Origin of the sequence: Burkholderia sp. HI2500, from assembly GCF_002223055.1 — a bacterium.
In the GTDB taxonomy this organism is placed as follows: Bacteria; Pseudomonadota; Gammaproteobacteria; order Burkholderiales; family Burkholderiaceae; genus Burkholderia.
Map to the genome: position 1 here is coordinate 2,255,052 of NZ_NKFL01000006.1, position 18,711 is coordinate 2,273,762.

Sequence of the window (18,711 nt, forward strand, 5' to 3'; positions counted from 1 at the left end):
TCCGCCTACCGTTCCCGACCATCATGAAACATACGCTCTCCCTCGCCGCGCTGCGCCGCCCGCTGCACGCGCTGATCGCCGCGCTGCCGTTCGTCGCGGCATCGCTCGCCGCACCGGCCGCGCATGCGGACGACGCGCCCAAGGTCGTGCGGATCGCCGTCGTCGCCTATTCGAGCGGCGGCAAGACGCAATACGCGGGCGCATCGGCGCTGATCGACGCCGACAAGTCGCTCGAGAAGGCGCTCGCCGCGCGGCACGTGAAACTGCAATGGGTACCCGTGTCGACCGCGGCGGTCGGCACGCTCGTGAACGAGGCGTTCACGAACGGCAGCATCGATTTCGCCGGCTACGGCGATCTGCCGTCGGTCGTCGTCAACGCGTCGGGCACCCATACGCGGCTGATCGTACCGGGCGGTGTCGGCAGCAACACGTATCTCGTCGTGCCGGCCGGCTCGACCGCGAAATCGATCGTCGACCTGAAAGGCAAGCGCATCGCGCTCAATCGCGGCCGGCCGTGGGAAGTCACGTTCAGCAAGCTGCTCGCCGAGAACGGGCTGAAGCTGTCCGATTTCAAGATCTACAACCTCGACCCGCAGGCCGGCGCGGCGGCCGTCGCGGCCGGCCGCGTGGACGGCTTCTTCACGCTGTCCGACGCGTATTCGCTCGTCGACAAGCAGGTCGGCAAGATCATCTGGTCGACCAAGACCGCGCCCGACGACTGGAAGATGCGCGCGGAACTGTGGGCGTCCGACGATTTCGTGCGGCGCTACCCCGACCTCACGCAGCTCGTCGCGACGGCCTACGTGCGTGCCGCCCACTGGATCTCGCAGCCGCAGAACCGCGATGCGTACGTGAAGATCCTGAGCGCGTCCGGCCAGCCGGAAAGCATCGTGCGCCGCGAATACGCGGATGAGGCGACGCCGTGGAAGGACCAATGGGCGCCGCTCTTCACGCCCGCGCTGACCGGCCACTACCGCGACGTCATCGCGTACAGCCGCCAGGCCGGCCTGACGTCCACGCCGGTCGACGTGAACGCGCTGCTCGCGCCGACGTTCGTATCGACCGCGCTCAAGCAGCTCGGGCTCGACGGCTACTGGCGCACCGACGCGGCGCGCGTCGCGAGCCGTTGATGCCGACGCATGCCCTCGCGTCGACCGGCGCACGCGCGCTCCGCCTGCCCGGACTCGCACGGCTCGGCGGCATCGCGCTGTGGTGGGCCACGCCCGTCGCGTTCGTCGCGCTGTGGTGGCTCGCGAGCGCGCAGCGCTGGTTTCCGCCGCAGCTCGTCGTACCGCCCGAGCGGCTTGCGGCAACGCTGCGCACGCTGCTCGACACCGGCGAACTGCGCGACAACCTGCTGATCACACTGCATCGCCTCGCGCTCGGCTTCGCGATCGGCGCGACCGGTGGTGCCGCATTCGGCATCCTGCTCGCGCGCAGCCGGCTGTTCGCCGATTACCTGCGGCCGACGTTCGACCTGCTGCGGCAAGTGCCGACGCTCACGCTGATTCCGCTGCTGATCCTGCTGATCGGCGTCGACGAGCCGCTGAAGCTCGTCGTCGTCGGCAAGGCCGTGTTCTTCCCGGTCGCGCTGGCCGCGTACACGGGCGTGCACGACGCGCCGCGCGACCTCGTCGAGATGGCGCGGCACTACGGGCTCGGCCGCTTCGCGCTGCTGCGCGACGTGCTACTGCCGGCCGCGTTGCCACCGCTGCTGACCGGCGTACGGATCGCGCTCGCGCGCGCGTGGCTCGCGCTCGTCGCGGTCGAGCTGCTCAGCGCCGACAGCGGGATCGGCCAGATGATGGAACTGGCGCGGCAGATGCTGCGGCTCGACGTCGTACTCATCGACGTCGCCGTGATCGGGCTGATCGGCTTCGCGATCGACCGGTCGATCGCGCTCGTGCAACGCTACGCATTGCGCTGGCAGACGCCCGCGCGCTGAACGAACAGGTATCCGAATGACCCTCGCCATCCCCTCATTCTCGTTCGCCGCGCTGCGCCGTCGTGCGCGCGGCCTCGTCGTGCCGGCCCTGCTGGTCGCCGCCTGGCAATCCGCGTCGTCCGGCGACGCGGCCCATCAATACGCGTTCGTGCCGTTGCAACAGGTGGGCGCCGCGCTCGTCGAACTCGCGCGCAGCGGCGAACTCGCCACCGATCTCGGCGCGAGCCTGCGCCGCACGACGCTCGGCCTCGCGGCCGGCGTCGCGGTCGGGCTCCTGTTCGGCGCGGCGATGGCGCGCTCGACGCTCGCGCGCAAGCTCGGCGAGCCGGCGTTCCAGGCGTTGCGCTACGTGCCGCTGCTCGGGCTGATTCCGCTGCTGAGCCTGTGGGCCGGCACCGGCGAATTCGCGAAGGTGTTCATCATCGCGCTCGCCGCGTTCTACCCGATGACCACCGCCAGCTTCGACGGGCTGCGCCGCGTCGATCCGCGCTACGTCGAACTCGCGCAGTCGTATCGCCTGACGCGCATCGGCCTGTGGCGCGACGTGCTGATCCCGGGCGCGCTGCCCGACCTGTTCGCGGGCGTGTTGCAGGCCGTGCCGTTCGCATGGATCACCGCGACCAGCAGCGAGCTGCTGTTCAACGCGGGTGCGGGTGTCGGCAGCCTGATGCAGAACGCGCAGGCCGGCGCACGTGCCGACGTGTTGCTGGTCTGCGTGCTGGGCGTGACGGCGCTTGCCGTCGGCATGAGTGCGCTATGCGAGCGAATCGCGCAGCGTGCGCTGCGCTGGCGCGATCACGCCTGACGGCGCAGCCGCGCGTCGGCGTCGGCGTCGCCCGCGTCGCGCGGCTTCAGGATGCCGAGCTGCGCGAGCCGCGCGCGCACGATGTTGCGCGACTGGTCGAGCAGGCGCGACATGCGCAGCTGGTTGTGGTCGCTGTAGTCGAACACGCTGCGGTAGACGGTGTCCTCGATGTGCTGCCACAGCGCCGGCGTGCCGAGATCCAGCAGTTCGATCACCGCGTGGCGCAGCGCATCGGTGGCCTCGGCCACGTCGCGCGCCCGGCGCGGCGGTGCCGCCGCGGTGCTGCGCGGATCACCGGCATCGGGCGCCAGCGACAGCGCGGAAAACTGCAGGTCGCTCACGTCGATCGCGCCGCCCGCGCAGATCAGCACCGCGTGGTGGATCACGTTCTCGAGTTCGCGGATGTTGCCGGGCCATGCGTGCGCATGCAGCCGGGCGCGCGCGGCGTCCGTGAGCGTCGGCGCGGCCACGCGCAGCCGCTTCGCGTAGGTGTCGATGAAGTGTTCGATCAGCGGCGCGATGTCGCCGGGCCGCTCGCGCAGCGGCAACAGGCTCAGCTTCACGACGTTGAGCCGGTAGTACAGATCCTCACGGAAATTGCCCGCGCGCACCGCGGCTTCGAGATTCACGTTGGTGGCCGCGACGAGCCGCACGTCGATCTTCACGGTCTTGCGCGAGCCGACCGGCGTCACTTCGCGCTCCTGCAGCACGCGCAGCAGCTTCACCTGCGCGGACAGCGGCAGGTCGCCCACCTCGTCGAGAAACAGCGTGCCGCGATTCGCGGATTCGAACCAGCCGGGCTGGCTGTTGATCGCGCCGGTGAACGCGCCGCGCTCGTGGCCGAACAGCTCGCTCTCGATCAGCGTCTCGGAGAACGCGCCGCAGTTGACCGCGACGAACGGGCCGTCGCGGCGCTCGCTCAGCGAATGCACGAGGCGCGCGATCAGCTCCTTGCCGGTGCCGCTCTCGCCGGTGACGAGCACGGTCGCGTCGCTGGGCGCGACGAGCTGGATGCGCTCGAGCAGCACCCGCGATTTGGGATCGTCGAACGTCAGCGCCTTCGCACGAATCGTGATCGCATGCGAAGTCGGGTCCGGCAAGCTGAAGATGGCCATGGCACGACCGGCGTGTTGAACGGGGAAGGTTCGACGATAGCAAGGCGCGCGCCGGCCACGAACCAATTCATCGAGCTATCGGTATGACGGCGGCCGGATTGCGCCGGCCGCGGCACGAGGTCACGCGAGACCGGTCATCTTCCATTGCTGCTCGAGCGCGCCCGGCCCGAATTCGAGCGAGCCGCCGAGCGGTTCCGCGAGCGCCTGGAAATACGCGGCTTCCTCGAGGATCAGGATGTACTTCGACACGTCGAGGATCGATTTGCCCCAGAACGTCGCACCGCCGTTCGCCTCGATGATCGCCGGCACCTCGGGGTCGCGGCGGATCGTGTCCACGATGAAGCGAGGCTCGCCGGGACGGCGATCGACGTACACCGGAATCTCGCGGGCGCGTGTGTAGCGCGCGGCCGGCGCATAGCGGATCGGCAGCGGGCGATGCGCGCTCGCCCAGGCGCCGAGGTACGGGCCATGCACGTGGATCACGACGCCGACTTCCGGCGCCTCGCGGAACACGTCCGCATAGCGCGGCCCGTTGCCGCCCGCGCGCGCGTCGCCGTGCAGCACGTTGCCGTCGAACGTCACGACGACGGGCTGGATCTCCTGCGACGCGGCCCACGGGCTCGGCGCCGATAGCGCGACGATGAGTTCCGTGCCCGGCACGCGCTGGAACGCCTGGAACGTGTTGGTCGCGGACAGCGTGCGCGTGTCCTTCAGCACGCGCTCGGCCTGCGTGAATTCGCGCGTGGCGCGCTCGACGAATGCCACGAGTTCGCCGCTGTCGATGGTTGAGGTGACAGACATGAGGACGGTTTCCTTGATCGGATGGACGGATGGGCTCACATCGCGATGTCGTGACACCGCGACGCACGGCCACCGGATCAGCAGCAATCGTGCCAGCCGGGCAGGCATGCGTCGAAGGCCCGTGGCGCGGTGCGTGTGCGCCTTTTGCACGACGCGCACCGTGCGATCCCTGCATGCACCTCTGTTGCGGGAGCAACAGCCTGCCGGCCCGGATTGCTGCGCGACACGCAGCCGCCGAGAGCGTGCGCGGCTCGCCGTACGGCGCAGCGGCCCGTCGTGTCTCGCGCCACGCGCCGAACGGCTGCGCTGGTTCGAAACTTGCGTCGTGGTCGGCCCGCGCCGCGCGCTGTCCGGCGCGCCCGATCCGACTTCACCGACACCCATCCGACCATGACGCTCCTCCCCCTGCGCGGCCACGCCGCACGCACGCTGCTGGCTTCGGCGCTCGCCGTCTCGTCTCTCCTGTCGCACGCGGCTTCCCCCAGCCGCGTGCCTGCGCCCGATCCGTTGCAAGGCGACGGCCGCGTGTCCGCGTTCTACACGTGGGACCGCGACATTCCGGCGACGCCCGGCGTGCTGTTGCGCACCGAGCCGCTGCCGGCGACGCTCGGGCTCGCGAACGCCGGCCGCCAGTTGCGCATCCTGTATGCATCGACCGACGGCGTCGGCGGCCGCACGCCGATCGCCGTGTCGGGCGCGCTGTTCGTGCCGCGCGGCACGCCGCCGGCCGGCGGCTGGCCGATCGTCGCGTGGGCGCACGGCACGTTCGGGATGGCCGACATCTGCGCGCCGTCGTGGTTCGGCCGCTCGTATCGCGACGTGCGCTACCTGAACGCGTGGCTTCAGCAAGGGTTCGCGGTCGTCGCGACCGACTACCAGGGGCTCGGCACGCCCGGCCCGAATCCGCAGCTCAACAACCGCTCGAACAGCTACACGCTGCTCGACAGCGTGCGCGCGGTGCTCGGCGGCGTGCCGGGCCTCGCGAACGAGGTCGTGCTCGTCGGCCAGTCGCAAGGCGGCTCGGCCGTGTTCGCGGCGGCTGGCTACGCACCGGCCTATGCGCCCGAACTCGCGATCCGTGCGACCGTGGCCACCGGCACGATCTACAACGCGTCGCCCGCCACGCTCGCGTCGCTACCGAAGTTCGAGAGCGCGTACCGGCGCGATCCCGAGCGCGTCGATCCGACGCTCGCGTACCAGTTCTATTCGGTGCTCTCCGCGCAGCAGATCGACCCGTCGCTGCGCGCGGACGAGGTGCTGACCGACCAGGCATTGCCGATCCTCGAACAGTCGCGCATCAGTTGCCTTGCATCGCTCGAGGACGACGCGGCGCTCGCGCACCTCACGCACGCGAACACCGTGAAGCCCGGCGGCGATGCACGGCTGAAGGCCTGGTGGGACGAATACCTGACGTACCCGACGCTGAAGATCGCCACGCCCGTCTTCATCGGCGCGGGCGCGGACGACGGGCTCGCACCGCTCGAACTCGCGCTTGCAAAGGATGCGTGCGCGGCCGGCACGACGGTCGAGGCGCACCTGTATGCGGGCCGCGAACACAACGGCACCGTCAACGCGTCGCTCGCGGATTCGATTCCGTTCGTGAAGCGCGTGCTCGCCGGCGAGACGATCCGCCCGGTCTGCACGCCCGCCGCCCAGCCAGCCGTTTCGCAATAGCGGAGGCAACGCGCTTTTGCACGACGGCGCGAATGCATTTCGGAATCCGTTATTGGATTGCGCCGCCGCGCATTTTTATACTCGTCAGCACTCTCTGTTAAAGAGTGCCAGCCCAATTCAACAGATCAGCACAGGACGAACCAATGAGCCTACGCCCCTTGCACGACCGCGTGATCGTGAAGCGACTCGACCAGGAAACCACCACCGCATCGGGCATCGTGATCCCCGACAGCGCGGCGGAAAAGCCCGACCAGGGTGAAGTGATCGCCGTCGGCCCCGGCCGCAAGGATACGGACGGCCAGCGCATCGTGCCCGACCTGCAGGTCGGCGAGCGCGTGCTGTTCGGCAAGTACGCGGGCCAGGCCGTCAAGGTGGACGGCAACGAGTTTCTCGTGCTGCGCGAAGAAGACATCGTCGCGGTCGTCAATCAATAACGGAGCGCAATCATGGCAGCGAAGGAAATCATTTTCAGCGACGTCGCACGGGCGAAGCTGACGGAAGGCGTGAACATTCTCGCGAACGCGGTAAAGGTCACGCTCGGGCCGAAGGGCCGCAACGTCGTGCTCGAACGCAGCTTCGGCGCGCCGGTCGTCACGAAGGACGGCGTGTCGGTCGCGAAGGAAATCGAACTCGCGGACAAGCTGCAGAACATCGGCGCGCAGCTCGTGAAGGAAGTCGCGTCGCGCACCAGCGACGCCGCCGGCGACGGCACCACCACGGCCACCGTGCTCGCGCAGGCGATCGTGCGTGAAGGCCAGAAATACGTCGCGGCCGGGCTCAACCCGCTCGACCTGAAGCGCGGCATCGACAAGGCCGTCGCGGCGGCCGTCGACGAGCTGAAGAAGATCAGCCGCCCGACCACCACGAGCAAGGAGATCGCGCAGGTCGCGACGATCTCCGCGAACGGCGAGGAATCGATCGGCCAGCGCATCGCGGAAGCGATCGACCGCGTCGGCAAGGAAGGCGTGATCACCGTCGAGGACGGCAAGTCGCTCGCGGACGAGCTCGACGTGGTCGAAGGGCTGCAGTTCGATCGCGGCTACCTGTCGCCGTACTTCATCAACAATCCGGACAAGCAGATCGCCGAGATCGAAAGCCCGTACATCCTGCTGCACGACAAGAAGATCTCGAACATCCGCGACCTGCTGCCGGTGCTCGAACAGGTCGCGAAGTCGGGCCGGCCGCTGCTGATCATCGCGGAAGATGTCGAAGGCGAAGCGCTCGCGACGCTGGTCGTGAACAACATCCGCGGCATCCTGAAGACGGTCGCCGTGAAGGCGCCGGGCTTCGGCGACCGCCGCAAGGCGCTGCTCGAGGACATCGCGATCCTCACCGGCGGGCAGGTGATCGCCGAGGAAACGGGCCTCACGCTCGAGAAGGCGACGCTCGCCGAGCTCGGCCAGGCGAAGCGCATCGAGGTCGGCAAGGAAAACACGACCGTGATCGACGGCGCGGGCGATGCGAAGAACATCGAGGCGCGCGTGAAGCAGATCCGCGTGCAGATCGACGAAGCCACGTCGGACTACGACCGTGAAAAACTGCAGGAACGTGTCGCGAAGCTCGCGGGCGGCGTGGCGGTGATCAAGGTCGGCGGGGCCACCGAGATCGAAGTGAAGGAGAAGAAGGACCGCGTCGACGACGCGCTGCACGCGACGCGCGCGGCCGTCGAGGAAGGCATCGTGCCGGGCGGCGGCGTCGCGCTGATCCGCGTGCGGCAGGCGATCCGCGAACTGCAGGGCGTGAACGCCGACCAGAACGCGGGCATCAAGATCGTGCTGCGCGCGCTCGAGGAACCGCTGCGCCAGATCGTCACGAACGCGGGCGAGGAAGCGAGCGTCGTCGTCGCGAAGGTGGCCGAAGGCTCGGGCAACTTCGGGTACAACGCACAGACCGGTGAATACGGCGACCTCGTCGAATCGGGCGTGCTCGATCCGACCAAGGTCACGCGCACGGCGCTGCAGAACGCGGCGTCGGTCGCGGGGCTGCTGCTGACGACCGATGCGACCGTGTTCGAGGCGCCGAAGGACGCGGCACCGGCGGCGGCGCCGGGCGGCCCGGGTGCGGGTGGGCCGGGGTTTGATTTCTGATGACCCGACGCGTATGCCGGTTCGCCGGCATGCGCGCCGTCCTGAAGCAACCGGAAACGCGTGGCGACGATAGTCGTCACGCGTTTTTTGCTTGGTGCGCCGGACCGCACGGACTACACAACCTTTACGACCTTTTTACTTGCGCCCGCGTATGCGTTCACTAGAATGTGTTCGCAATCCATCTATTACCGAGTACGCCCATGCGCATCCGAAGTCCTCGCCCTCCGAGTTGCTTTTCTGCCTGACCGGCAGGACGCCTGCGTCTCTCTGTTCCCGAGCCACCGTCCTGCCGGCAGGCGGACGGTGCGCGCCGTAGTCCTTACCTTGCACGCTTGAACACGACGTCGATGCGCCAGCCGCGCATCGCGCGATGCGAGCGTGTTCGCGCGGAAATTCCCGCCTCACGATGCGCCATCGATCCGCCGCCCCGGCAACGATCGATTGGCATGCCTGCGTCAGAAATGTCGATCCGATCGCGTTGCTTTGCATACCTGATTTAACCAACGGAAGTTTCCGATACCGGAGCCCGATCATGTTCGAGATCGACAAGCAGTACACCCGCGAATTCATCCACACCGCCTGCGGCGGCAGCAAACAGGCATTCCTGCCGACGAAGAACGGCAAGGTCGTGGCCGCCTGCCTGCGCACGGACCTCAACCCGCACGCGCCCGACGTGATCCTCTGCGACGGCAGCGCGTCCGCGCGGGCGGCCGGCAGGACGCTCGCCGCGCAACGCGATGCGATTCCGGTGTTCATCCGCATGGCCACCGATGCGTACCGCTTCGTCGGCCAGTACGTCGTCAGCGAATCGCTCACCGCACCGCTCGACTGCGCGCCTTACGTACGCAACAGCAGCTTCACGTCCGGGCAGATCTCGCGCGTGCTCAAGCTCAAGCGTTGTTGACAGGCATGCCGGGCGCGTCGCGCGCCCCATTCCGGCCATCTTTCATACAGGAGCCATCATGCTTGGCCTGACGTTCTGGAAACACGTGATCGGTACGCGGACCGATGCAATCCGCGATGACAGGGCGGCTGCACACGACCGGCACCGACGGGTGTCGAGAACGCTCGTGCTGACCAGCGCCGCGGTGGCGTTCGCGGCGATCGCGTTCGGCGCGCCGGTGGTCGGCATTTCGGTGTTTCTGCTGACAACGCTGCCGTTCGTGCTGTCGGGTACCTGAAGCGCTACGCTTCGGGCCCGGTTCCACCGGCAATCGATACACAATTTTAATGCCGGGCCCGCTCGTATCTAACACCGTCTTTACGCGGTTTTGTCTAGGATTTCCCTGTCATCCCGACACGGAGAGATCCGCATGCAAACGCAGCAGGCCGCCGCCGGCGGCCAACCCGACCTTCCCTACCGACGCGGCGGCACACCGTTCGCGACCCGGCTGGCCGACGCCTGCCCGCCGGACCACATCCTGCTCGACGTACCGGTCGAAAGCGCGATCCAGTTGTTCGACCTCGTCGCGCGCTATGTCGAGCGCAGCAGCGGCGTATCCGCGGAACGGATCAGGACCGAACTGACGAAGCGCGAGCAACTCGGCTCGACCGGCCTCGGCCAGGGCGTCGCGATTCCGCATGCGCGTGTCGCCGGCCTCCGCTCGGCCGTCGCGATGTTCGCTCGCGCGCAGTATCCGTTCAGCTTCAACGCACCGGACCGCAAGCCCGTGCGCGAATTCATCGTGCTGGTCCTGCCGCAGGAAGACAACCGCGCGCACCTCGAACTGCTGGCCGACGCGGCGCGGTGTTTCAGCGAACGCCCGTTCCGGCAGGCATCGCGCGATGCGCTAACGCCGGACGAGATTCACCAGCTGATGCAACGCACGCCCTGATGCCGCACCCTGCGGCGGCAGGCATTCCCTTCATCCATTCGGACTCCCATGTTCCCAGACCCTGAAAGTCCCACCCCGACGTCCCGCCGCGTAGCCGGCCTGGCGCGTTCGCTGCCGTTCATGCAGGCCCTGCACGGGCAGACCGTCGTCATCGTCGATGGCGGCGCCGCGAGCGATGCGCGCGCCCGCCAGGCCTTCGCGCAGGATGTCGCGCTGCTCGCGCTCACCGGCGTTCGCCCGATCGTCGTGCAAGGCGTGCCGGCCGCGGCCGGCACGCAATCGATCCACGCCGTCCACGCGGCGATGGCGGGCGTCAATCATGAACTGGTGCGCCTGATCGGCAGTCACGGCGCCAAGTCGATCGGCATCGACGGGCACGACGGCGGCCTGCTCGTGGCGAGCGCGGATTCCGACCGCGTCGGCACAAGCGCGGTCGCACGGTTCGACGGCACCGCGTTGAACGCATTTCTCGAGAATGGGCTGGTGCCCGTCGTGATGCCGGTCGCCCCGGACGACGCAGGCCACGATCACCTGCTGCGCGCGGAGCGGCTCGGCAGCCTCTTCGCGCAGCGAACGGGCGCCGTCACGCTGGTGATGATGGTCGACGGCACGCTGCTGCGCGAACTTGGCGAACTCGCGGGGCTGTACGGCATCACGGAACTCGAGCACTGGCTCGCCGAGCACCCGGCCGCCGCGGCGGCGCCTTGCGTGCGGGACGCGCTCGATGCGCTTGCGCACGGCGTGCAGAACGTCCATCTCGCCGACATCGGGCAACCCGAATCGCTGATCGACGAACTGCTGACGGAAGAGGGATCGGGGGTCGTGTTCTGCCGTCGCGGCAACACCGACCTGCTGTCGGAAACCCGCCGCTATTTCGCGGATTCGGCGAGCGTGCTGCGCGACGGCTTCAGCGTCGAGCAGAAGCAGGTCGTGCGGTTCTGACTTTCTGGTAGCGATAAAACGCTTGCGGCGACCCGCCCGGGCCGCCGCAAGCGAATGGCGTCAGCGCCGCGTCGCAAGCCGCCGCACGACGCTCACCAGCGCATCGACTTCGTCGCACGTGTTGTAGAACGCGAGCGACGGCCGCACCGTCGCCTCGAGCCCGAAGCGCCGCAGGATCGGCTGCGCGCAGTGATGCCCCGAGCGCACCGCGATGCCCTCTTCGTTCAGCGCCTGCCCGACTTCCTCGGTCTCATAGCCCTTCAGCACGAACGACAGCACGCTCGCCTTGTCGCGGGCCGTGCCGACGAGCCGCACGCCCGGCACCGGCGCGAGCACGCTCGTTGCATACGCAAGCAGGTCGTGCTCGTAGCGCGCGATGTTCTCGATGCCGACCCGGTTCACGTAGTCGAGCGCAGCGCCCAGCCCCACCGCATCCGCGATGTTGCCCGTGCCGGCCTCGAACCGGTTCGGCGGCGGCTGGAACACCGTGCGCTCGAACGTCACGTCCGCGATCATGTTGCCGCCACCCTGCCACGGCGGCATGTCGTCGAGGATCGCGCGCTTGCCGTACACGACGCCGATCCCGGTCGGCCCGTAGATCTTGTGCCCGGAGAACACGAAGAAATCCGCATCGAGCGCCTGCACGTCCACCCGCATGTGCGAGATCGACTGCGCGCCGTCGACGAGCGCCTTCGCGCCCGCACGATGCGCGAGCTCGACGATCTCCTTCACCGGCACGACCGTGCCGAGCGCGTTCGACACCTGCGTGACGGACACGATCTTCGTGCGGTCGTTGAGCAGCTTCCGGTATTCGTCGAGCAGCACCTGCCCCGAATCGTCGACCGGAATCACGCGCAGCTTCGCACCCTTGAGCGCAGCGAGCTGCTGCCACGGCACGATGTTCGCGTGGTGCTCGAGATGCGACACGATGATCTCGTCGCCTTCGCCGACGTTCTGCACGCCCCACGTCTTCGCGATCAGGTTGATCGCCTCGGTCGTGCCGCGCACGAACACGATTTCATCGGGCGACGATGCGCCGATGAAGCGCTGCACCGTTTCCCGCGCATGCTCGTACGCGTCCGTCGCACGGCCGGCCAACGCATGTGCCGCGCGGTGGATGTTCGAGTTCTCGTGCGCATAGAAGTACGCGAGACGATCGATCACGGCCTGCGGCTTGTGGGTCGTCGCTGCATTGTCGAACCACACGAGCTGCTTGCCGTTCACGCGCTCCTGCAGGATCGGGAAATCGCGGCGGATCGCATTCACGTCGAACGGGGGATGCGCGCCGCGATACAGCTGGCCTTGCGGCTCCGCCGCGTGCGTGTCGTCGATGAAGTAGCGCGGCACGTCGGCGCCCGACGCACGCGACACCGGCCCGTCGCGATGCACGGCGAGCAGTTCGCGCAGCGCGTCGTCGCCCGGCAGCCCGAACGCTTCCGGCGAAGCAAGGCCGTTCGACGGCACGACGATGTCCTGCGGCGTCGCCTGCCAGCCCTGCAGCGAGCCGTCGGTGAAGTAGTACGGCGAGGCCTTCGCCGCGCCTTCCGATACCGGCGCATTCACTTGCGGCACGCCGAGCGCCGCGCCGCCGACGCGCGGTTCGAGCGCGGGCGCGATCGACACGACGTTGTCGGGCAGCCCGTTCTGCGCGGCCGCATGCGGCGCGAGCGCGGGGGCGCGGTTGCCGAGCGACAGCACGTGCGTCGGCGCGGACGGCGCGAGGTTCGCACCGGGCACTTTCCCTTGCGGGAGCGCGAGACCGGGCACGCCGGTGCCCGCACCGCCCGGGCCCGCGAGCGGCGAACCGCCGGGTACCGGGTTGCTCACCGACGCAAGGATCGGCGCGGCGGCCGGCAACGCGGACGGCACGCCGCCCACCGCACCGCTGCCCGCCGACAGCCCGGGCGCGGTGGCCTGCCCGGGCGGCGTCGCGAAGAACTCGGACGCGAGCCGCGCAAGCGTCGCCGGGTCGGGCAAGCCGGCCGGCAGCGGCGCGTGCGGCAGCGCGTGCGCGTCGCCGCCGGCCAGGCCGGGATTAACGGTAGGTGTCGGGATAGTCATGGAACTTGGCGATTTCGACGTCATCGAGGACAGCCAGCGCATCCGGCGAATGGACCGCGAGCGAGCAATACAGCGAGATCAGGTACGACGCGATCGCCTGGTTGTTGATCCCCATGAAGCGCACCGACAGGCCCGGGCCCTGCTCGCCCGCGACGCCCGGCTGATAGAGGCCGACCACCCCCTGGCGCTTGTCGCCGACGCGCAGCAGCAGGATCTTGGTCTTGCCGTCCGCGACCGGCACCTTGTCCGACGGGATCAGCGGGATGCCGCGCCACGTGAGGAACTGCGAACCGAACAGGCTGACCGTCGGCGGCGGCACACCGCGCCGCGTGCATTCGCGGCCGAACGCGGCGATCGCGAGCGGGTGCGTGAGGAAGAACGCGGGCTCCTTCCACACCTTGGTCAGCAGCTCGTCGAGATCGTCCGGCGTCGGCGCGCCCGTCAGCGGGAAGATCCGCTGCTCGTCGGTCACGTTGGCCAGCAGCCCGTAGTCGGGGTTGTTGATCAGCTGGCTTTCCTGCAGCTCCTTGATCGTCTCGATCGTCAGGCGCAGCTGTTCCTTGATCTGGTCGTGAGGACTGCTGTAAAGATCGGAGATCCGCGTATGCACGTCGAGCACCGTGCTCACCGCGTTCAGGAAATACTCGCGCGGCTGTTCCTCGTACGGCACGAAGGTCTGCGGCAGCACGCTTTCGTCCTCGAGCTGCGTGCACGCGGCGCGCACGGCTTCCGGGTTCTTCACCTGGTTCAGCCGATAGATGCCGGCCTCGACCGGCACCCATTGCAGCAGATGGGTCAGCCAGCGCGGCGTGATCGTGGAAAGCTGGGGGACGGTCTTGGTAGCGTTCGCTAGTTGGCGGGCGGCGTGATCGCTCAGCGCAGCCGTGCCGCTTGCAACGGTCGACATGTGTGGCTCCGGGTTCTTTAGATGAAAAACGGGATTGCTTATGACGCTCGGTGATTATCGGAAGCACGCACCTGCCGGCTCAACATGCTATAGCCGTCAGGTCGCGTGCAACCGAAAGGGAAATGAAACGAGGCAGCCTCAGGTGACGTACGCACCCGGCAGCAGGGTCGAGATCGACACGTCGAACGCGCGCGCGATCTTGTCGGCCGTGACGATCGACGCGATCGCCTCGCCGCGCTCGATCTCGCCGACATACGAGCGGTTCAGCCCCGCATGCTCGGCCAGCTGCTCCTGCGACCACGTGCGCGCTTCGCGCAGCTTGCGCACGTTGGCGCCGAAGTGATGGATGAGGTCACTCATCGCGCCTCCTAGGCGACGCGCGCCGCCGCGCGCGGCGCGGCGTTCGCTTCGCTGCGCAGCACGGCCTGCGTGATGTTCGCGCCGGCCGGCACGTCCTGCGTGAGCCATACGTTGCCGCCGATCACCGCACCGCGTCCGATCGTCACGCGGCCGAGGATCGTTGCGCCCGCATAGATCACCACGTCGTCCTCGACGATCGGATGGCGGGCGTGCCCCTTCTCCAGATGGCCGTCCGCATCGCGCGGAAAGCGCTTCGCGCCGAGCGTGACGGCCTGGTACACGCGCACGCGCTCGCCGATGATCGCCGTCTCGCCGATCACGACACCCGTGCCGTGGTCGATGAAGAAGCCCGCGCCGATGCGCGCGCCCGGATGAATGTCGATACCCGTTTCCGCATGCGCCTGCTCGGCGATGATCCGCGCGAGCAGCGGCAGGCCGAGCCCGTACAGCTCATGCGCGAGCCGGTGATGGATCATCGCGAGGATGCCCGGGTAGCACAGCAGCACCTCGTCGACGCTGCCGGCCGCCGGATCGCCATGGAACGCGGCCAGCACGTCGCTGTCGAGCAGCCGGCGAATCTCGGGCAAGCGCGCGGCGAATGCCTGCACGGCGGTCGACGCCACGTCATCGACGTTATCGACCGGTTCGTCGGCATTGCGCTGCCGTGCCGCGTAGCGCAATTCCAGCTTCACCTGCGCGAGCAGCGCATTCAGCGAGGCGTCGAGCGCATGGGCGACGTGGAAGTTCTCGCTCTCCTGGCGCAGGTCGGGCGGCCCGAGCCGCATCGGAAACAGCACGCCTTTCAGCGCGCCGATGATCTGCGCGAGCGCCTCGCGCGCCGGCAGGTCGCGCCCGCCCGGTTCCAGCGAGCGCCGCTGCTTCTCGCGCCATGCACGGCGCACGCTTTGCAGCGATTGAACGATGTCGTCGATGTCGAATGCGGCCATGCTGCTTTCTCCCCGTAACGGCCGTGAATCAGTCCTGCGCCCACGGCAGGCCGCGAAAACGCCAGCCATTGCTGCCGCCGCGATGCTGCCGCTCGTCGAGGTCGCCCTCGAACCCTTCGAGCACGTTGAATACCTGCGTAAAGCCCCCCTTCGTCGCGGCCTCGGCCGCCTGCGCCGAGCGGTTGCCGCTGCGGCACAACAGCAACACGACGGCCGTCTTGCCGGTCTTCGCTTCCAGTTCGCGCACGAAGCGCGGGTTGCGCGTCAGGCTCGTGCCCGTTGCCCACGGCACATGCAGCGATTCCGGCACGTGGCCGACGAATTTCCGTTCCTCGGCGGTGCGTACGTCCACCAGCAGCGCATCGCCGGCGGTGAACAGCGCCCATGCCGCTTCCGGCGCGACGCCGCCCGCATAGGGCGTGCCGGCCGCCGTAGCCGCCGCGCGCGCGTCTTCGAGCGCCTGTTGCGCAGCGGTTCGTTCTTCCAATGCAACCGTCATGACACTTCCTTGTTTTCGTTGATTCGTATGATCAAAGACACCGGGAATGCGGCCGTTGCAGCTTGCGTGCTGTCTATAGCCGTCAGCGCCACTATGCGAGCGAGGAAGAGCAAGCAGAACCAATAAAAATTCATTTCCTAATCAGCGCCGCGAGGAATGCAATAGCAGACGCGCGCTATCAGGGCGGGTTCATCGGCGAGCAGGACGGGAAGCATGGTGACCGTTCGATGTCACGCATCGAAGGATTTTGAAAGGGTTCGCGGCAGACGATCAACGCGGCGTGCGGCGCGTTGCAACGGAATCCGAAATGGCCTGCATGCACGGGCGCGCATGCAGGGACAACGGGTGACATCCTGTTGGCTGGCGGAATGCATCGACACGACGCCGGACGCGGCATCGCCGATGCACTCGCGCTTCAACGCGTCACACCACGGGGTCAACCGGCGCGACCGGCACGCCGCGCGCTTCGATATCGCGCCCCGCGAGCAGGCACAAATCCTCGCGATGATGCGCGGCAACCACCTGCACGCCGACCGGCACGCCATTCACGAGCGCCGTGGTCACGACCAACCCCGGCAGCCCCATCGCCGGCAACGCGCGCAACGTGAGCTGCGCCTCCCACACGCGATCGAACCCGTCCTGCCCCTGGCGGTCGAGATCGTCCGGGAACGGCAGTTCCGACGACACCGGCAGCAGCAGCACCGCATACTCGTCGAGAAACAGCCGCCACTGCCGCGTCAACGTCGTGCGCCGGACGAGCGCGCGGCTCATCACGTCGGCCGGCAGGTCGCGCACCTTGCCGCGCACGGCCTCGACCACGGCAGCCGCCCCCGGATCGCCGTCTTTCACGACCGCGTTCGTCAAAGCGTCGAATCCGTCGCCGAGCCAGAGCTGCTCCTGCAACAGTGCCGCCTCGCGCATCGGCGGTGTGTCGTCGATCTCGTCGACGGTCCAGCCGGCATCGATCAACCGCCGTGCGGCATCGCGCAATGCGGCCTCGACCTCGGGCACGACCTGCAAGCCACCCGGCCGCACGCACAGTGCCGCGCGCTTCGGCACCTCGCGCCCGTCGAACGGCACCGCCACGTGCCACGGATCGCGCGGGTCCGGTGCGGCGAACGCACGCAACGCGAGCGAGAGATCGTCGATCGTGCGTGCAATCGGCCCCGCCGTCGACATCAGCTGCGCGCCGATCGCACGCTCGGGCGACGATGCGTTGAACGCGGGCACGCGACCGAGCGACGGACGAATGCCATGCACGCCACAGGCGTAGGCCGGGTAACGCACCGAGCCGCCGATGTCAGTGCCGACGGCAAGCGGACCGATCCCGGCGGCCACGGCTGCCGCCGCACCGCCACTCGATCCGCCCGGCGTCAGCGACGGGTTGCGCGGATTGCGCGTGCGGCCATGCACGAGATTCGACGTGAACCAGCGCAACGCGAACGTCGGCGAATTGGTGCGGCCGAGCAGGATCCCGCCGGCCTTTCTGATGTTGCCGACCACCGGGCTGTCGGCGTGCGCGATCAGGTTCTCCTGCAGGCGCGTGCCGTTGGTCGTCGCGAATTCCGCCTGGTCGACGTTGATCTTCACGGTCACGGGCACGCCCGCGAGCGGCCCCGGATCGTCGCCGCGCGCGATCGCGCGATCGACTTCGTCGGCTTGCCGCCGGACATCGTCGGGCCGGTGTTCGATCACCGCGTTGATCGCCGGATTCACCGCCTCGAGACGATCGAGCACCGCATCCGCCACTTCTCGCGCGGACACGTCACGATGCCGCACGCGCTTCGCGAGTTCGGTTGCGGGCAGTTGCCAGAGTTCCGTCATGACTTCTCCTTGTGGAAGGACATCACACTCACTCATGGCGCCGCACTTTCCTGCGAAAGCGCGGCGCCGCGTGCACTCACTGCGCATCCTGCTTCGCGCGCTCGGCCGCTGCGATGATCGCGTCGGCCACGGCCTTCGGCTGGCTCAGCATCGACACATGGCTGCCGTTCACGCGCGTGACCGTCGCGCCGATCCGCTTCGCCATCGCTTCCTGCAGCGTCGGGTCGATCATCTTGTCCTGCGTCGCGACGACGAACGTCGACGGCTTCGCATGCCACGCGGCCTGCGTGACCTTCTCCGAGATACAACCGCCGTACCACGGCCCCTGCGTCGCCGCAACGATGCGCTGCTGCGCGGGCGGCAGGTCGGGGGCGAAATCCTGCGCGATCGCCTTGTCCGACAGCGTCGCGAAACCGCCCGCGTCCTTGCGCAGCTCACCGGCCCACGCGGGCGCCGGCAGCCCCTGCGTGACGTCGGCGATCGACTGGCCGTTGTCAGGCGCGAACGCGGCGACGTACACGAGCGACTTCACCTTGTCGTCGTTGCCCGCCTCGCTGATCACGACGCCGGCCCACGAATGGCCGACCAGTACGACCGGCCCCTTCTGCGCGTCGACGGTACGCTTCGTCGCGGCCGCATCGTCGGCGAGCGAGCTCAGCGGATTCTGCACCGACACCACGTGCAGGCCACGCGCCTCGAGCAGCGGAATCACGCGATTCCAGCTCGACCCGTCGGCGAACGCGCCGTGCACGAGCACGACGTTCGTGCCCTTCAGATCTTCTTTCGGCGCGGCCTGTGCCGCCACCGCACCGAACAGTCCGCCGATCACCGCGGCGGATACCAGAACGCGTTTCATCAAACCGGCCATCGTCATGCTCCTTGCTCTGTTGTGTTTTTCACATGTAGTGC

The 18,711-nt window shown here is 68.3% G+C and carries 19 protein-coding genes; 10 read left to right on the forward strand and 9 right to left on the reverse strand.

The annotated features are described in order from the left end of the window. Positions 1-23: 23 nt before the first annotated feature. Genes CFB45_RS27795 through CFB45_RS27805 form a run of 3 tightly spaced genes read left to right on the forward strand, consistent with a single transcriptional unit; the run spans position 24 to position 2,750 of the window. Positions 24-1,130: a PhnD/SsuA/transferrin family substrate-binding protein gene (locus CFB45_RS27795; protein ID WP_089428304.1), complete on the forward strand. Its 1,107-nt coding sequence runs from the start codon at positions 24-26 to the stop codon at positions 1,128-1,130. Continuing rightward, on the forward strand, positions 1,130-1,945 hold the full coding sequence (locus CFB45_RS27800) for an ABC transporter permease (protein WP_089428305.1): 816 nt from the start codon (positions 1,130-1,132) through the stop codon (positions 1,943-1,945). The genes CFB45_RS27795 and CFB45_RS27800 overlap by 1 nt, the downstream gene beginning before the upstream one ends. Before the next feature lie 16 nt (positions 1,946-1,961). Beyond that, on the forward strand, positions 1,962-2,750 hold the full coding sequence (locus CFB45_RS27805) for an ABC transporter permease (protein WP_089428306.1): 789 nt from the start codon (positions 1,962-1,964) through the stop codon (positions 2,748-2,750). Here the strand turns inward: CFB45_RS27805 and CFB45_RS27810 are convergent. Continuing rightward, positions 2,741-3,865 (reverse strand): sigma-54 interaction domain-containing protein, encoded by a 1,125-nt coding sequence (locus CFB45_RS27810; RefSeq protein WP_089428307.1) that lies wholly within the window; start codon positions 3,863-3,865, stop codon positions 2,741-2,743. The two genes, CFB45_RS27805 and CFB45_RS27810, sit on opposite strands and share 10 nt — an antisense overlap. 120 nt (positions 3,866-3,985) lie before the next feature. After that, complete coding sequence (locus CFB45_RS27815; protein ID WP_089429172.1) at positions 3,986-4,666, reverse strand: class II aldolase/adducin family protein; 681 nt, start codon at positions 4,664-4,666, stop codon at positions 3,986-3,988. Between the two features lie 390 nt (positions 4,667-5,056). On the opposite strand from CFB45_RS27815, the gene CFB45_RS27820 reads away from it, so the two are divergent. From CFB45_RS27820 to CFB45_RS27850, 7 genes are all read left to right on the forward strand, one after another. Then, on the forward strand, positions 5,057-6,340 hold the full coding sequence (locus CFB45_RS27820; RefSeq protein WP_089428308.1) for an alpha/beta fold hydrolase: 1,284 nt from the start codon (positions 5,057-5,059) through the stop codon (positions 6,338-6,340). A gap of 143 nt (positions 6,341-6,483) precedes the next feature. Further along, on the forward strand, positions 6,484-6,774 hold the full coding sequence (locus CFB45_RS27825) for a co-chaperone GroES (RefSeq protein ID WP_011694564.1): 291 nt from the start codon (positions 6,484-6,486) through the stop codon (positions 6,772-6,774). A gap of 12 nt (positions 6,775-6,786) precedes the next feature. Continuing rightward, positions 6,787-8,427 carry a chaperonin GroEL gene (gene groL, locus CFB45_RS27830; protein WP_039354347.1) on the forward strand — a complete coding sequence of 547 codons (1,641 nt, stop codon included), beginning with the start codon at positions 6,787-6,789 and terminating at the stop codon, positions 8,425-8,427. Between the two features lie 532 nt (positions 8,428-8,959). Further along, complete coding sequence (locus CFB45_RS27835; protein WP_043178447.1) at positions 8,960-9,331, forward strand: DUF6697 family protein; 372 nt, start codon at positions 8,960-8,962, stop codon at positions 9,329-9,331. Positions 9,332-9,389: 58 nt separating this feature from the next. Then, complete coding sequence (locus tag CFB45_RS27840; RefSeq protein ID WP_230624101.1) at positions 9,390-9,608, forward strand: hypothetical protein; 219 nt, start codon at positions 9,390-9,392, stop codon at positions 9,606-9,608. A 132-nt stretch (positions 9,609-9,740) separates the two neighbouring features. Then, positions 9,741-10,262 (forward strand): PTS sugar transporter subunit IIA, encoded by a 522-nt coding sequence (locus CFB45_RS27845; RefSeq protein WP_089428309.1) that lies wholly within the window; start codon positions 9,741-9,743, stop codon positions 10,260-10,262. Positions 10,263-10,310: 48 nt separating this feature from the next. Then, positions 10,311-11,204, forward strand: a complete 894-nt coding sequence (locus CFB45_RS27850) for an acetylglutamate kinase (RefSeq protein ID WP_089428310.1) — start codon at positions 10,311-10,313, stop codon at positions 11,202-11,204. Between the two features lie 60 nt (positions 11,205-11,264). On the opposite strand, the gene CFB45_RS27855 is transcribed toward CFB45_RS27850, so the two are convergent. From CFB45_RS27855 to CFB45_RS27885, 7 genes are all read right to left on the reverse strand, one after another. Beyond that, positions 11,265-13,265 carry a family 2A encapsulin nanocompartment cargo protein cysteine desulfurase gene (locus CFB45_RS27855; RefSeq protein WP_089428311.1) on the reverse strand — a complete coding sequence of 667 codons (2,001 nt, stop codon included), beginning with the start codon at positions 13,263-13,265 and terminating at the stop codon, positions 11,265-11,267. Further along, a complete protein-coding gene (locus CFB45_RS27860) occupies positions 13,240-14,172 on the reverse strand; it encodes a family 2A encapsulin nanocompartment shell protein (RefSeq protein WP_006479760.1) in 933 nt (310 codons plus the stop codon). Before CFB45_RS27860 ends, CFB45_RS27855 begins: the two co-directional genes overlap by 26 nt. 138 nt (positions 14,173-14,310) lie before the next feature. Then, on the reverse strand, positions 14,311-14,532 hold the full coding sequence (locus CFB45_RS27865) for a helix-turn-helix domain-containing protein (protein WP_011356215.1): 222 nt from the start codon (positions 14,530-14,532) through the stop codon (positions 14,311-14,313). An 8-nt stretch (positions 14,533-14,540) separates the two neighbouring features. Beyond that, complete coding sequence (gene epsC / locus CFB45_RS27870; protein WP_089428312.1) at positions 14,541-15,479, reverse strand: serine O-acetyltransferase EpsC; 939 nt, start codon at positions 15,477-15,479, stop codon at positions 14,541-14,543. 28 nt (positions 15,480-15,507) lie between these two features. Continuing rightward, a complete protein-coding gene (locus CFB45_RS27875; protein WP_089428313.1) occupies positions 15,508-15,978 on the reverse strand; it encodes a rhodanese-like domain-containing protein in 471 nt (156 codons plus the stop codon). 423 nt (positions 15,979-16,401) lie between these two features. Continuing rightward, a complete protein-coding gene (locus CFB45_RS27880; protein ID WP_089428314.1) occupies positions 16,402-17,802 on the reverse strand; it encodes an amidase family protein in 1,401 nt (466 codons plus the stop codon). Positions 17,803-17,878: 76 nt separating this feature from the next. Further along, positions 17,879-18,670 (reverse strand): alpha/beta fold hydrolase, encoded by a 792-nt coding sequence (locus tag CFB45_RS27885; RefSeq protein ID WP_089429173.1) that lies wholly within the window; start codon positions 18,668-18,670, stop codon positions 17,879-17,881. Between the last annotated feature and the right edge of the window lie 41 nt (positions 18,671-18,711).

Coding starts and splice junctions, on each gene's coding strand:
- CFB45_RS27850 (WP_089428310.1), top strand. CDS start 10,311: ATGTTCCCAGACCCTGAAAGTCCCACCCCGACGTCCCGCCGCGTAGCC.
- CFB45_RS27855 (WP_089428311.1), bottom strand. CDS start 13,265: ATGACTATCCCGACACCTACCGTTAATCCCGGCCTGGCCGGCGGCGAC.
- epsC (WP_089428312.1), bottom strand. CDS start 15,479: ATGGCCGCATTCGACATCGACGACATCGTTCAATCGCTGCAAAGCGTG.
- CFB45_RS27825 (WP_011694564.1), top strand. CDS start 6,484: ATGAGCCTACGCCCCTTGCACGACCGCGTGATCGTGAAGCGACTCGAC.
- CFB45_RS27840 (WP_230624101.1), top strand. CDS start 9,390: ATGCTTGGCCTGACGTTCTGGAAACACGTGATCGGTACGCGGACCGAT.
- CFB45_RS27795 (WP_089428304.1), top strand. CDS start 24: ATGAAACATACGCTCTCCCTCGCCGCGCTGCGCCGCCCGCTGCACGCG.
- CFB45_RS27880 (WP_089428314.1), bottom strand. CDS start 17,802: ATGACGGAACTCTGGCAACTGCCCGCAACCGAACTCGCGAAGCGCGTG.
- CFB45_RS27815 (WP_089429172.1), bottom strand. CDS start 4,666: ATGTCTGTCACCTCAACCATCGACAGCGGCGAACTCGTGGCATTCGTC.
- CFB45_RS27835 (WP_043178447.1), top strand. CDS start 8,960: ATGTTCGAGATCGACAAGCAGTACACCCGCGAATTCATCCACACCGCC.
- CFB45_RS27860 (WP_006479760.1), bottom strand. CDS start 14,172: ATGTCGACCGTTGCAAGCGGCACGGCTGCGCTGAGCGATCACGCCGCC.
- CFB45_RS27810 (WP_089428307.1), bottom strand. CDS start 3,865: ATGGCCATCTTCAGCTTGCCGGACCCGACTTCGCATGCGATCACGATT.
- CFB45_RS27805 (WP_089428306.1), top strand. CDS start 1,962: ATGACCCTCGCCATCCCCTCATTCTCGTTCGCCGCGCTGCGCCGTCGT.
- CFB45_RS27845 (WP_089428309.1), top strand. CDS start 9,741: ATGCAAACGCAGCAGGCCGCCGCCGGCGGCCAACCCGACCTTCCCTAC.
- CFB45_RS27865 (WP_011356215.1), bottom strand. CDS start 14,532: ATGAGTGACCTCATCCATCACTTCGGCGCCAACGTGCGCAAGCTGCGC.
- CFB45_RS27885 (WP_089429173.1), bottom strand. CDS start 18,670: ATGGCCGGTTTGATGAAACGCGTTCTGGTATCCGCCGCGGTGATCGGC.
- CFB45_RS27875 (WP_089428313.1), bottom strand. CDS start 15,978: ATGACGGTTGCATTGGAAGAACGAACCGCTGCGCAACAGGCGCTCGAA.
- CFB45_RS27800 (WP_089428305.1), top strand. CDS start 1,130: ATGCCGACGCATGCCCTCGCGTCGACCGGCGCACGCGCGCTCCGCCTG.
- CFB45_RS27820 (WP_089428308.1), top strand. CDS start 5,057: ATGACGCTCCTCCCCCTGCGCGGCCACGCCGCACGCACGCTGCTGGCT.
- groL (WP_039354347.1), top strand. CDS start 6,787: ATGGCAGCGAAGGAAATCATTTTCAGCGACGTCGCACGGGCGAAGCTG.